The sequence below is a fragment of the Neisseria mucosa genome, assembly GCF_013267835.1.
Classification (GTDB): Bacteria; Pseudomonadota; Gammaproteobacteria; order Burkholderiales; family Neisseriaceae; genus Neisseria.
Genome location: NZ_CP053939.1, coordinates 225,101 through 237,629, shown reverse-complemented (window position 1 = coordinate 237,629; position 12,529 = coordinate 225,101). Strand labels below are relative to the sequence as shown.

The 12,529-nt window shown below is 46.0% G+C and carries 14 protein-coding genes; 7 read left to right on the top strand and 7 right to left on the bottom strand.

All coding sequences use genetic code 11. The annotated features are described in order from the left end of the window. Positions 1-85: 85 nt before the first annotated feature. Positions 86-397 (bottom strand): helix-turn-helix domain-containing protein, encoded by a 312-nt coding sequence (locus FOC66_RS01060; protein WP_003745796.1) that lies wholly within the window; start codon positions 395-397, stop codon positions 86-88. A gap of 168 nt (positions 398-565) precedes the next feature. Here FOC66_RS01060 and FOC66_RS01055 point away from each other — a divergent pair, with 168 nt between their 5' ends. From FOC66_RS01055 to trmA, 4 genes are all read left to right on the top strand, one after another. Then, positions 566-874, top strand: a complete 309-nt coding sequence (locus FOC66_RS01055) for a hypothetical protein (RefSeq protein WP_003745794.1) — start codon at positions 566-568, stop codon at positions 872-874. 18 nt (positions 875-892) lie between these two features. Next, positions 893-1,528 carry a DUF805 domain-containing protein gene (locus tag FOC66_RS01050; protein WP_003745792.1) on the top strand — a complete coding sequence of 212 codons (636 nt, stop codon included), beginning with the start codon at positions 893-895 and terminating at the stop codon, positions 1,526-1,528. 476 nt (positions 1,529-2,004) lie between these two features. Beyond that, positions 2,005-3,507, top strand: coding sequence for a phosphate acetyltransferase (gene pta, locus FOC66_RS01045; protein ID WP_003745790.1), 1,503 nt, complete (start codon positions 2,005-2,007; stop codon positions 3,505-3,507). Positions 3,508-3,624: 117 nt separating this feature from the next. Then, a complete protein-coding gene (gene trmA / locus FOC66_RS01040) occupies positions 3,625-4,710 on the top strand; it encodes a tRNA (uridine(54)-C5)-methyltransferase TrmA (protein WP_003745788.1) in 1,086 nt (361 codons plus the stop codon). 69 nt (positions 4,711-4,779) lie between these two features. On the opposite strand, the gene FOC66_RS01035 is transcribed toward trmA, so the two are convergent. After that, a complete protein-coding gene (locus FOC66_RS01035) occupies positions 4,780-5,820 on the bottom strand; it encodes a zinc-dependent alcohol dehydrogenase family protein (RefSeq protein ID WP_003745786.1) in 1,041 nt (346 codons plus the stop codon). 162 nt (positions 5,821-5,982) lie between these two features. Here FOC66_RS01035 and mutY point away from each other — a divergent pair, with 162 nt between their 5' ends. After that, positions 5,983-7,017: an A/G-specific adenine glycosylase gene (gene mutY, locus FOC66_RS01030; RefSeq protein ID WP_003745785.1), complete on the top strand. Its 1,035-nt coding sequence runs from the start codon at positions 5,983-5,985 to the stop codon at positions 7,015-7,017. Positions 7,018-7,023: 6 nt separating this feature from the next. Here the strand turns inward: mutY and FOC66_RS01025 are convergent, their stop codons facing one another. Both FOC66_RS01025 and FOC66_RS01020 read right to left on the bottom strand, forming a co-directional pair. Then, positions 7,024-7,380, bottom strand: coding sequence for a hypothetical protein (locus FOC66_RS01025; protein WP_003745784.1), 357 nt, complete (start codon positions 7,378-7,380; stop codon positions 7,024-7,026). Between the two features lie 3 nt (positions 7,381-7,383). Then, positions 7,384-7,581: a zinc-finger domain-containing protein gene (locus tag FOC66_RS01020; protein WP_003745781.1), complete on the bottom strand. Its 198-nt coding sequence runs from the start codon at positions 7,579-7,581 to the stop codon at positions 7,384-7,386. A gap of 113 nt (positions 7,582-7,694) precedes the next feature. Here FOC66_RS01020 and FOC66_RS01015 point away from each other — a divergent pair, with 113 nt between their 5' ends. After that, positions 7,695-8,189, top strand: a complete 495-nt coding sequence (locus FOC66_RS01015; RefSeq protein ID WP_036493773.1) for a DMP19 family protein — start codon at positions 7,695-7,697, stop codon at positions 8,187-8,189. Positions 8,190-8,252: 63 nt separating this feature from the next. Here the strand turns inward: FOC66_RS01015 and FOC66_RS01010 are convergent, their stop codons facing one another. Both FOC66_RS01010 and FOC66_RS01005 read right to left on the bottom strand, forming a co-directional pair. Then, a complete protein-coding gene (locus FOC66_RS01010; RefSeq protein WP_003745777.1) occupies positions 8,253-9,026 on the bottom strand; it encodes a M48 family metallopeptidase in 774 nt (257 codons plus the stop codon). 108 nt (positions 9,027-9,134) lie between these two features. Beyond that, positions 9,135-10,043, bottom strand: a complete 909-nt coding sequence (locus FOC66_RS01005; protein ID WP_430224630.1) for a serine hydrolase — start codon at positions 10,041-10,043, stop codon at positions 9,135-9,137. Positions 10,044-10,356: 313 nt separating this feature from the next. Here FOC66_RS01005 and clpX point away from each other — a divergent pair, with 313 nt between their 5' ends. Next, a complete protein-coding gene (clpX, locus tag FOC66_RS01000) occupies positions 10,357-11,622 on the top strand; it encodes an ATP-dependent Clp protease ATP-binding subunit ClpX (protein WP_003745775.1) in 1,266 nt (421 codons plus the stop codon). Between the two features lie 190 nt (positions 11,623-11,812). Here clpX and FOC66_RS00995 read toward each other — a convergent pair whose 3' ends face one another. Further along, entirely contained in the window at positions 11,813-12,148 is a 336-nt protein-coding gene (locus FOC66_RS00995) for a hypothetical protein (protein ID WP_003745772.1), read from the bottom strand. Positions 12,149-12,529: the final 381 nt, after the last annotated feature.

Sequence of the window (12,529 nt, the reverse complement as noted above, 5' to 3'; positions counted from 1 at the left end):
ATCATCATTACCAATATAAAAGCCGTCTGAAATGTAAATTTCAGACGGCTTTTATTTAAAAATAAACAAACCTATAAAACAGTATTTATTTTGAGATTTGCTCCAAGGTCTGGATCATCAATAATTTAAAAGACTGTTGTAAAGGTTCAGGAAGTTGTAAAAAAATCAGTTCGACCGGCATTTCTTCTAAATCCTTTAATGTATTGTTTTGCTGTCTTTCCAAGTATTCTGCTAGCAGAAAAATAGACGAAACACGACATCCCAATGCATCAGCAAGGTATTTTAAGATAGCCTCACTGTATCCTTGATTACCATTCTCAAGATTGGAGATATTACTTTTCGAAGTATTTGCAAAATCAGCAAGTTGCTGCTGTGTCCAACCTTTTTGTTTTCTCAAAAATCTAATTGCACGACTTATATTCATGCAAAAGATATTAGAGAGAAATAGATTCAATTAAAATTGTATTGCTGTACTTCTTGACATAAAAATACTTAAATGCAATACTTCATACAGTTTTACTGTACTTTTCCATTTTTATGAAACTTTAAATCTTGAGGTGACCAAATGAAAATTAAACACTATCTCTTTGCTGGGATTTTACCAGTGATGTTATTAACTGGTTGTATGGGGGGCTTACCTTCATGCGGTTCAAGTGACGCAGAAGATTTGGTTAAAAAAATCATTAACCAACGCTCATTTCTTTTAGGTCAATTTGTTTCATTGGATGATGTGGAAGAAACTGCCGTTAATCATGATGCCGAAATAAGAGTATGTTCTGCCAAATTGACCACAACAAAAGGAAGTGAAAACATCACTTACTCAATCAAATGGCAGAATAAAGATAAAAGTAGTTTCTACTTAGAAATCAATTAAATATTAGGAGTGATACAAATGAAGGGACAAATTTTAGACTTTTCAATTCAAAACGGTGGTGGTCTGATCAACGGGGAGGATGGTAAGCGTTATCCATTTAAAAGCGAAGAATGGAAAGAACAAAACATTCCTACTCGAGGCATGAATGTTGATTTTGATATTAATGGAGATGGTCAGGCTATTGGTATTTACAAGGCACTAAATAGCAGTTCATCTAATAATGTCGTAAATGCATTCAATACTGTGGCGCAATCCAGAAATGAAAATGGACAATTATCACTGTTTGCCTTATTTTTGGAAACGCTATCTAAACGTTATGCACAATTTTCAGGGAGAGCATCCAAACGAGAATTTTGGGGATATACACTCTTTAGAATAATTGCAGATTTTTCCATTTTTATTGTCGCAATAATAATGTCTGGAATTAGCAAAAGTCTTGGAGATATTTTCTTCCTCCTATATTACCTATTTGCTCTAGCTGTAATTATTCCATCTTTATCTGTCGTTATTCGCCGTCTCCATGATATAGGAAAATCAGGTTGGTGGTTTCTCATTATACTTATTCCTATTATTGGCCCAATCTGGCTAATTGTTTTGATGTGCCAACCATCCTTCAATGGGGATAATCAATGGGGTAGTATGCCTGAAAACTAACCTTCTAGAGTAAGGCCATCTGAAACAAACATTTCAGATGGCCTTTCCCAATGAATAAATCAAACTTTCTCTTACTCATTTCTATTTTACTGATATTCTAATATTTCCAAAAATTATGACTTAACCTTCAATCACTGAGCTCTATTTCTAAATTACCTGAATACCAGAATTTCTCCTATGAACAGTATATTTAAAATAGTGCTATCTTTTTTAAAATTAAAAAATATTTATTTTTGAGTAAATATATAAACTGACACTTTTAGAGAAAATCATGATGCCCTGATTGCCGAGCATCAAGCCGAGCTTTTGGCAGCAATGGGGGATTGATGGATTTGGTCCATTGCGTTTATACTTTTCAGACGGTCTGATGACATATGTCAATATGGCTGTGTATATGTTATCCCAAAGTGATAAAATGCAGCACCAGCTGCGCCACAGCAACACCCTTCTACAATCACCGAAAGAGAGGACACAAAATGGCAAAAATCCTGATCGCACCGGTATCTACCGGCCTGAGCGCCGATGCAGCGGCAAAAGCATTTGCAGCGGCATTGAATGCGCAAGTTTTCCAAGCCGTTGACTCCACTACAGAAGCCCTGTTGGCTCAAGGCAAGAGCGACGACTGGTTTGACGCACTTGTCGGTAAAGTTGCAGCATTGAACGCAGATAATCTCGTTATCGAAGGCATTACTCCTGATGCAGACAAATTGTTCTTGGCAGGCAAAAACGTCGAATTGGCGTTGTCTTTGGACGCAGGCGTTGTATTGGCGCTGAAATCCGACAACACCGACGCAGCCGCCATCACCCAACAATTAAACCTCGCCAAACAGCTCTACACCAACTCCCCAGGCTTATTGGAAGGCTTTATCATTGACGGCGCAGCCGCTGCTTTAGGCGCACAAGTCGCCGAGCAAACCGGCCTGACTTTCTTCGGCTCCAGCGACAAACTGCAAGACGTATCCGCTTTGGCCAAACGCGAAGCTAAACGCCTGTCTCCAGCCCAATTCCGTTACAACCTGATCGATTTCGCACGCAAAGCCGATATGCGCATCGTCCTGCCTGAAGGTGCAGAACCACGTACCGTCGCTGCCGCTGCTATCTGTCACGAAAAAGGCATCGCCCGTTGCGTACTGTTGGCGACCCGCGAAGAAGTTGAGGACGTAGCGAAAGAGCGCGGCATCTCCCTGCCTGATTCTTTGGAAATCATCGATCCTGCTTCTTTGGTTGAGCAATACGTCGAGCCAATGTGCGAATTGCGTAAATCCAAAGGCCTGACTCCTGAAGATGCACGCAAACAGCTGCAAGACACTGTCGTACTCGGCACCATGATGATGGCTCAAAACGACGTGGATGGTTTGGTTTCCGGCGCAGTCCACACTACTGCCAACACCATCCGCCCTGCCCTGCAACTGATTAAAACCGCTCCGGGTGCAAGCCTTGTATCCAGCGTATTCTTCATGTTGCTGCCTAACCAAGTATTGGCATTCGGCGACTGCGCGGTTAACCCGAACCCAACGCCTGAACAACTGGCCGACATCGCCATCCAATCTGCCGACAGCGCCAAAGCTTTCGGTATCGATCCAAAAGTAGCCATGATTTCCTACTCTACCATCAACTCGGGCAGCGGCCCTGATGTCGATGCAGTGATCGAAGCAACCAAACTGGCTAATGAAAAACGCCCTGATTTGGCCATCGAAGGTCCGTTGCAATACGATGCGGCTACCGTTCCATCTATTGGCCAATCCAAAGCTCCGGGCAGCGCTGTCGCTGGTCAAGCAACCGTTTTGGTTTTCCCAGACCTCAATACCGGCAACTGTACTTACAAAGCCGTACAACGCAGCGCCAACGTCCTGAGCGTAGGTCCGTTATTGCAAGGTTTGCGCAAACCGGTTAACGACTTGTCCCGCGGCGCATTGATTGAAGACATCGTCTTCACCATCGCCCTGACTGCCGTTCAAGCCAAACAAATGCAAGGCTGATTGACAAGCTGATGCTTTGAAATCAAAGGCCGTCTGAAACCAATGTTTCAGACGGCCTTTCGTATCTTTGCACCAACTATATTATAATTCGCCATTATTTTCTGAAAGACTGCCCTGATGACTGCCTACCAGCAACAACTAGCCGATAAAAAGCAATATCTTCAGCAACTTTTCCAAGGACTGGATTTCCCTGAAATCGAAGTCTTTGAATCTCCGGAACAGCATTACAGAATGCGTGCCGAGTTCCGCATCTGGCATGAGGGCGGCGAAATGTTTTACGCCATGTTTGAGCGCGGGCAAAAGGCAAGCGGGGCAAGCCTGATTCGTTGCGACCAATTTCCTGCCGCATCCGAATCCATCAATGCCTTGATGCCGAAACTGATTGAAGCCGCATCCAATCATCCCGAGCTGAAAAACCGCTGGTACGCCGTCGAATTTTTGTCCACTTTAAGCGGCGAAATGCTGGTAACCATGATTTACCACAAGAAGCTGAACGAAGCATGGCAACAAGCCACGCAAGAGCTGGCGCACAATTTGGGCATCCACATCATCGGCCGCAGCCGCGGACAAAAAATCGTATTGAGCCAAGATTTTGTGACCGAAGCATTGGAAGTCAACGGCAAAACCTTCTGCTATCGTCAAATCGAGGGCAGCTTTACCCAACCCAATGCCCAAGTGTGCCAAAAAATGCTGACGTGGGCGTGTAATGCAGCACAAAACTTAGGCAAAGACCTGCTTGAGCTGTACTGCGGCAACGGCAATTTTACCCTGCCGCTTTCACAACATTTCAATCAGGTGCTGGCAACCGAAGTTTCCAAAACTTCCGTCAACGCCGCCCAATGGAATATTGAAGCCAACCAAATTACCAATCTTAAAATCGCCCGCCTGTCTGCGGAAGAGTTTACCGAGGCCTACACGCAAAACCGTGAATTCCGCCGCCTGCAAGAACAAGGCATCGACTTGAAAAACTATGACTTTTCAACTATTTTTGTCGATCCTCCACGCGCCGGTGTTGATGATGAGACGCTCAAATTGGTGGCCCGATTCGACAACGTCCTCTATATTTCCTGCAACCCTGAGACCCTGCGCGCCAATCTCGACACGCTCTGTCAAACCCATACCATTGAACGCGCCGCCCTGTTCGACCAATTCCCATTTACCCACCATATCGAAAGCGGCGTTTGGTTGAAGAAGAAAAAATAAAACCATACAAAAAGGCCGTCTGAATGTTCAGACGGCCTTTAATTAACGGCATATTAAGCGATTTTCAAATCAATCCGCTTCCAAAACTACTTTCATGGCTTGGTTTTCAGCAGCGTGTTTGAATACATCGTAAGCTTTTTCCAATTCGCTGAATTTGAAATGGTGGGTCATCATTTTGGTGTAATCTACTGAGCTGCTGGAAATGGCTTTCATCAGCATTTCGGTGGTATTGGCGTTAACCAGGCCGGTAGTAATGGCAAGGTTTTTAATCCACAGTTTTTCCAGTTTGAAATCAACGGATTGACCATGTACACCGACCACTGCGATATGACCGCCGGGTTTCACGATGTCTTGACACATATTCCAAGTCGCAGGGATACCGACCGCTTCAATGGCGCAATCTACGCCGTCTTCGCCGACGATAGCGGTAACTTGCTTGCTCACATCACCGGAAGCAGGGTTGATGGTATGGGTCGCGCCCAATTCTTTCGCCAGTTTCAAGCGGTTTTCATCCATATCGCAAACGATGATGGCGGCAGGGCTATACAGTTGCGCAGTCAGCAACGCAGACATACCGACAGGGCCGGCACCGGCGATGAATACGGTATCGCCAGGTTTCACATCGCCATATTGCACGCCGATTTCGTGGGCGGTAGGCAAGGCATCGCTCAACAGCAGGGCAACTTCTTCGTTGACGTTGTCAGGCAGCGGAACCAAGCTGTTGTCGGCATAAGGCGTACGGACGTATTCGGCTTGCGTACCGTCGATCATATAGCCCAAGATCCAACCGCCGTTGCGGCAGTGTGAATAAAGTTGGATTTTACAGTTGTCGCAAGTACAGCATTTGCTGACACATGAAATAATGACTTTATCACCAACTTTGATGTTTTTTACAGCGTCGCCGACTTCTTCTACAATACCGATGCCCTCATGACCGAGAATACGACCGTCGGCAACTTCAGGGTTTTTACCCTTCCAAATACCCAAGTCAGTACCGCAAATCGTGGTTTTAACGATTTTGACGACTGCATCGGTCGGATCGATAATTTGAGGACGAGGTTTTTCTTCGAAACGGATGTCGTTTGCGCCATGATAAACCATTGCTTTCATGTGAATCTCCTTGATCGGTTAATAAACTTTAACAATACAGCGTAAATCCACGTTAACTATATTTATATACCCCTCCACCAGATAAGTCAATCCTGACTATTATTTCGTATGTTATAGTGTAACACTATGTTTTAAAAATGAATAATTAAAAAGTAAATATTAATGAACACACCCACATCCTTCGCGCGACGACTCATCGATTGGCAACGGCTGCATGGCCGTCACAACTTGCCTTGGCAGGTCAAAGACCCTTATTCCGTCTGGCTTTCAGAAATCATGCTCCAACAAACACAGGTTGCTACCGTATTGGACTACTATCCGCGTTTCTTAGCCAAATTCCCAACCGTGCAATCGCTTGCCGCTGCGCCGCAAGACGAGGTTTTATCCTTGTGGGCAGGCTTGGGCTATTACAGCCGCGCACGCAACCTGCACAAAGCCGCGCAACAAGTCATCGGACAATTCGGCGGTATCTTTCCATCCGAACGCAAGGACTTGGAGTCGCTCTGCGGCGTAGGCAGAAGTACCGCTGCCGCCATTTCTGCCTTTGCTTTCAACCGACGAGAAACCATCTTGGACGGCAACGTCAAACGCGTTCTCTGCCGTGTCTTTGCCCAAGACGGCAATCCGCAAGATAAAAAATTTGAAAATTCGCTTTGGACACTTGCCGAAAGCCTGCTGCCGTCTGAAAACGCCGATATGCCTGCCTATACACAAGGGCTGATGGATTTAGGCGCAACCGTCTGCAAACGGACAAAACCTTTGTGTCATCAATGCCCTATGGCAGACATCTGCGAAGCAAAAAAACAAAACCGCATTGACGAGCTTCCCCGCAAAAAAACTGCTCCCGAAGTGCAAACCCTACCGCTTTACTGGCTGATTATCCATAACACTGACGGCGCATTATTGCTTGAAAAACGCCCTGCCAAAGGCATTTGGGGCGGTCTGTATTGCGTACCCTGTTTTGAAAAATTAGACGATTTGTATGCTTACGCCGAACGCTTCGGCATTATTTCAGACGGCCTTGAAGAACAAACCACGTTTACCCACCGCCTAACCCACCGTTTATTGATGATTACCCCTTTTCAGACGCAACAAAGGCCGTCTGAACATCTTTCAGACGGCCTTTGGGTATCATTGGAACATTTGGCGGATTATGGTTTGCCCAAACCTTTAATCAAATATTTGACTAAAGGCTAAACCGCCCTATTCCACAATCTCTTTAAATACAACTTCTTTTCCGCCGCGAATCAGTACGGCAAACCCGTCGCCAATCTGCCAACGCGAGCTTGGATTGGCGTACTCGACGCCCTGACTCCGCAAGCGGACTTGCACCAGTTTCTCAACCGTATTGCCTTCACGCAGCTCAACCATCATCGGGCTGTGGCTGTTGATATAAATTGCAGTAATCGTCCGACCTTGTGCGGATTGATAACGGACAGAATACGTCTGCGCCTGTGCAATGACCGGTAACGGCGCGTCAGGGCGCACGGCCTTATACGAGCCGCACGCAGCGCACAAACTCACGCACAAAGCGCAGATGATTTTGTTCGACATAGACATAGATTAGTAATGATGATGCGGAATCTCGCCATCAAGACGGTAATAAGTGCCGCAATACGGGCATTCAATCTCACTATTGGACTGAATCGGCAAGAACACGCGCGGATGGCCGTTCCATGTTTCATGATTAGGGCCGGAGCAATGCAGCGGCAAATCCTGCGGTTTGATGACTACAACGTTTTTTTCAGACTGTGTACTCATGGTTTGGTTCCTCACTATGTTTTCTTATCTTCCGATATTGTAAAGCAAAACGGCTGCTAGGTTCAGACTGAAAACATTATATAATCACTTTTTTCAGACGGCCTTTGATGATGATGACTACCCTGCTCCGCCTTCAAGATTTCGATACTTCCGATTCCGCCTCATTTCTTTATACACTCAGCGCAGCCTATTTGGACCACACCGAACAGGCAGGCGACGAGGAAATGTCCGGCCTCAACGACGAACAGCATACATTGACCGCCCTTTGCTACCTCGACAGCCAAGTTCAAGAAGGCGGCTTCGTACAGCTTATCGCTTCAGGATACGGAGAATACATCTTTGGCAACCCGGTTGCCGACAGCCTGCGCCGCTGGCGCATCAAACCGATACCGAAAATCTTAGACAAAGCCAAAGCCTTGTACGAAAAACACGGCGAAGCCATTGAAAAAATGGCAGACGAGCAAAAGGATTTCGACGAAATCCGCAAAGCTTTTCCCGATTTTGAAGAGCTTGACGGCGATTATTATGACGTTGCCGACGAAGACTTGGAAACTGCGGCAGCCTACGTTCAGGCAAATTGGGATAAATTTGCCAAACTGTCAGGCTGAAACCATAAAACTTTGCCGGTTTGAATCATCTGTTCAAACCGGCAAAATCATCAATACATCGAATTAACGCTTGTTTTTCTGATAAATCGGCATTACTTCAGGCAACATTTTACGGATTGCATTGATACGCGCCTGATTGGTCGGGTGGGTCGACAAAATAGACAATGAGCTGCCGCCCTGTACTTTGTTCATTTTTTCCCACACGCTTACCGCAGCCTCAGGGTTGTAGCCTGCTTCAGCCATCAAACGCACACCGCCGGCATCCGCTTCGCTTTCCTGATGGCGTGAGAACGGTTTGGTTGCCAACAAATCTGCACCCAAGCCGACCAAATCACCATCCACACCGGTTGAGCTGGCCAAAATCGAACCGCCCAAGCCGGTCAATACTTGTCCGCCCAAGGCTTTTTTACTGTGTTCCAACAGAGCATGGGTCATTTCATGGCCGACAACGGCGGCAATTTCATCATCAGTCAGCTTCAATTTCTCTACTATACCGGTGTACACGGCCATTTTACCGCCTGGCATTGCCCATGCGTTCATTTCATCACTGCGGATAACGTTCATCTGCCAGTTGAAAGGCACGCCGGTTTTGTTGGCGCGCTCAGCATGAGGACGCAGACGTGCAAACACGCGTTGAACGCGTTGAGCAGTTGGAGATGAAACATCCAAAGCTTTTTGACCACGCGCGTTTTGAATGACTTGTGAGTAACTTTTGGCAGCATCTTCATTCAAAGTCGCAGTATCATAGCCAACCATATCCGCTACAGAAGTACAGCCGGTCAACGCCAAAATCACACCCATACCGGCCCAATATTTTTTATTCCATTTTTTCAACATGTTTTCTCTCTGTGTTTTAAAATTAATGTAACGACATTGTACCCAAATTTAATACCCTTTACACAAAAGGCCGTCTGAACGGTTTCAGACGGCCTTTAAGCGTAATATTTAAGAACGGCGCTGCAGCATCCAAGACTCAATCTTACGCGCATCGTTCACGCGGGTTGTGGAAGACGGAGAGTTGAGCAATACAATGGTAATCGGCTGATTCTGTACATTGGCCTTAACCACCATAGAACGTCCTGCTTCACGAATATAGCCGGTTTTCTGCAATTCGATATTCCAGCTGCCCTCACGCACCAAGGCATTGGAGTTTTTGTAGTTTTGACGACCATTTGCCGTCCAAACCGAGCCGTAATTTGAAGTCGAATTTTTACGGATCAGCGGATACTTACTGGCTGCCGCAACCATGCGGTTCAAATCGCGTGCAGTGGAAACGTTTTGGAAATTCAAACCGGTAGGCTCATAGAAACGGCTGCTGCTCATGCCCAGGCTTTGCGCTTTGGCATTCATAGCCGCAACAAATGCGCTCATACCGCCCGGATAAGTACGGCCCAATGCATGAGTAGCACGGTTTTCACTGCTCATCAGGCTCAGGTGCAACAGTTCGCCGCGTGTCAGCGTCGTGCCGATGCTCAAACGGCTGCCTGTACCTTTCAGGCGGTCGATTTCAGCCTCGGTAATCGTAATCGGCTCGTTCATATCGAGATGCGCATCCAACACCACCATCGCACTCATCAATTTAGAAATAGAGGCAATCGGCATGACACGATCAGGGTTTTTCTGATACAGCACTTCACCGGTTTTATTATTGAAAATCAAAGCAGATTGCGAAGACAGCAGAGGACCTGCCAAAGCGGCTTGAGCTTCGACTTGGTCGGCATGACTCAATGCAAAAGCTTCCAGCGGGTCATTTTGCACTGGGAAATTTTGCTCCAAAAATTGTCCCAATACATCCATATCATTGGCAACGGCAGGCGCAGAAGCAAAGGCCAATGCCACACCTGTCCATACCATTCCTAAAGTTTTATAGATTTTCATATCTGCCAATTCAAAAAAATACATTTAATTCAACATTCTGTTAAATTTTTCAACAATTGTAAAGCGAGTTGAGAAAACTTTGCGTTTGTTTGCGAGATATTCAAATCCAACGTCCGCATCTGTTTCTTAGACGATACGGCGCAATGCCTGCTCTGATTTGAAAAAACACAAGATAGTCATTATACTTAGGCTCCTTTGTCAGAGGCATTCCCTCAATCCGGCAATACGCCCGAAATATCTGTTCCCCCTTTACAACACAGCCTCCATACAACCATACGAAGAAATTATTATGTCTGAAGAAAAACGCACCTGTTCATTCTGCGGGAAGTCCGAAAACGACGTTAAAAACCTGATCGAAGGCGAACACGCCTTCATCTGCAACGAATGTGTAGAAACTTGCGGCATAATGCTGCAAGACAACGAGTTCGGCGAAATTGAAAACGAGCTTGTCAAAGCGAAAGAAGAAAACGCCGAGAAAAAACTGCCTACCCCGGCCGAAATCGTTGCCAACCTCAACGACCACGTTATCGGTCAGGAACACGCAAAAAAAGCGTTGGCAGTATCGGTTTACAACCACTACAAACGCCTGCGCCACCCGAAAGCGGAGGGCAAAGTCGAGTTGTCCAAATCCAATATCCTGCTCATCGGCCCTACCGGCTCAGGTAAAACCCTGTTGGCGCAATCTTTGGCGCGCAAACTGGATGTACCTTTTGTCATGGCGGATGCCACAACTTTGACCGAAGCCGGTTATGTCGGTGAAGACGTCGAACAAATCATCACCAAACTTTTGGGCAAATGTGATTTTGACGTTGAAAAAGCCCAGCGCGGCATCGTTTATATCGATGAAATCGATAAAATTTCACGCAAAAGCGACAATCCGTCCATCACGCGCGACGTATCCGGCGAAGGCGTGCAACAAGCCTTGCTGAAACTGATTGAAGGCACGGTAGCCAGCGTTCCCCCTCAAGGCGGCCGCAAACATCCAAACCAAGAATTCATCAACGTTGATACTACCAACATCCTCTTTATCTGCGGTGGCGCATTTGCCGGCTTGGAAAAAGTCATCCGCCAACGCACTGAAAAAGGCGGTATCGGCTTTGGTGCAGCGGTACACAGCAAAGATGAAAACGCCGATATTTCAGCCCTGTTTGAAACCGTCGAGCCTGAAGACTTGATTAAATTCGGTTTGATTCCCGAGTTGATCGGCCGTCTGCCCATGATTGCCACATTAGCGGAATTGGACGAAGATGCTTTGGTCAATATCTTGACCGAACCGAAAAACGCCTTGGTCAAACAATATCAAACCTTGTTTGAAATGGAAGATGTCAGTCTTGAGTTTGAAGAAGACGCTTTGCGCAGCATCGCCAAACTGGCAATGGAACGCAAAACCGGTGCGCGTGGCCTGCGCTCTATCGTCGAACGCTGCCTCTTGGACACCATGTATGCCCTGCCAGATTTGAAAGACGTCGCCAAAGTCGTCATCAATAAAGAAGTGGTGGAAAAAGGCGATCAGCCAAAACTTTTCCGTGCAGACGGCAGCGAATACAAACAGTAAAACTGATTCTTTGAAAAAGACGTGTAACCGTACACGTCTTTTTTTGAATTAAATCATATTGCCGAACAATTCCATATACGAAACAAAGGCCGTCTGAAACATATTCAGACGGCCTTTGTCTTCAAGTTGCTCTACAGCCTGCTTTCATCCGGAGTATTGATGAGCGAGACTACCTTGAATTTTATGAAGCTTATTTTTTCACTTTTTTAGCAGCTTTTTTTGCAGGAGCGGCTTTAGCAGCAGGCTCGGATGCGGCAGCTTCAGGAGCAACAGCCTCAGGCGCTGCTACTGGTTCAGAGGCAGCAGGCTCGGAAGCAGCTGATTCAGCGGTACGTTGATAGCCTTTGTCTTTCATGCAGGCATCAAACACAGCGCGGTCAGCATTTTCACCAGATGCCTGTTGGCATTGGGTCATTGCTTCTTCAACAGTGACGCGTGGCGCTGCCGCTTCTTCAGCAGGTTTGGAAGAAGAACAAGCTGCCAACATCAGGCTACCGGTTGCAAGAGCGATCAATAAAGTTTTCATAATTGTATATTCCTAAATTTTAATTTTATGGTTTACCGTTAAACGGGAGATACAGGCTGTCAACCAGCCCTGCACCTCAATATTGAGTACCCAATTCCAATTTAGTTTCATTTTAGCCTGTAAGTTTTTGATAAATTAATCCTATTGACGTTAAGACAAATGCTTAATCCTCAATAAACTCAAAACCTTGCCGATCAATTGATTTTTCTTCTCTTAGACTGTAAAAATATCAAAATCAGGCCAATCAAAGCTGTCGCCATCATTTGGGGAGTCCTTCGTTTTATGGCATAATGGACTACTTGACGGATTTTCCGTACCCCATTTTTTTCAAACCGCAGAATCGACACCATACTGCGGTTTGTCCATTTCAGAATCAGATTT

What these genes read in the sequence shown, in the direction of transcription:
- trmA (WP_003745788.1), top strand. Translation starts at nt 3,625, where the DNA reads ATGACTGCCTACCAGCAACAACTAGCCGATAAAAAGCAATATCTTCAG.
- clpX (WP_003745775.1), top strand. Translation starts at nt 10,357, where the DNA reads ATGTCTGAAGAAAAACGCACCTGTTCATTCTGCGGGAAGTCCGAAAAC.
- pta (WP_003745790.1), top strand. Translation starts at nt 2,005, where the DNA reads ATGGCAAAAATCCTGATCGCACCGGTATCTACCGGCCTGAGCGCCGAT.
- FOC66_RS01020 (WP_003745781.1), bottom strand. Translation starts at nt 7,581, where the DNA reads ATGAGTACACAGTCTGAAAAAAACGTTGTAGTCATCAAACCGCAGGAT.
- FOC66_RS01005 (WP_430224630.1), bottom strand. Translation starts at nt 10,043, where the DNA reads ATGGTATGGACAGGTGTGGCATTGGCCTTTGCTTCTGCGCCTGCCGTT.
- FOC66_RS01055 (WP_003745794.1), top strand. Translation starts at nt 566, where the DNA reads ATGAAAATTAAACACTATCTCTTTGCTGGGATTTTACCAGTGATGTTA.
- FOC66_RS01015 (WP_036493773.1), top strand. Translation starts at nt 7,695, where the DNA reads ATGACTACCCTGCTCCGCCTTCAAGATTTCGATACTTCCGATTCCGCC.
- FOC66_RS01050 (WP_003745792.1), top strand. Translation starts at nt 893, where the DNA reads ATGAAGGGACAAATTTTAGACTTTTCAATTCAAAACGGTGGTGGTCTG.
- FOC66_RS01010 (WP_003745777.1), bottom strand. Translation starts at nt 9,026, where the DNA reads ATGTTGAAAAAATGGAATAAAAAATATTGGGCCGGTATGGGTGTGATT.
- FOC66_RS01035 (WP_003745786.1), bottom strand. Translation starts at nt 5,820, where the DNA reads ATGAAAGCAATGGTTTATCATGGCGCAAACGACATCCGTTTCGAAGAA.
- FOC66_RS00995 (WP_003745772.1), bottom strand. Translation starts at nt 12,148, where the DNA reads ATGAAAACTTTATTGATCGCTCTTGCAACCGGTAGCCTGATGTTGGCA.
- FOC66_RS01025 (WP_003745784.1), bottom strand. Translation starts at nt 7,380, where the DNA reads ATGTCTATGTCGAACAAAATCATCTGCGCTTTGTGCGTGAGTTTGTGC.
- mutY (WP_003745785.1), top strand. Translation starts at nt 5,983, where the DNA reads ATGAACACACCCACATCCTTCGCGCGACGACTCATCGATTGGCAACGG.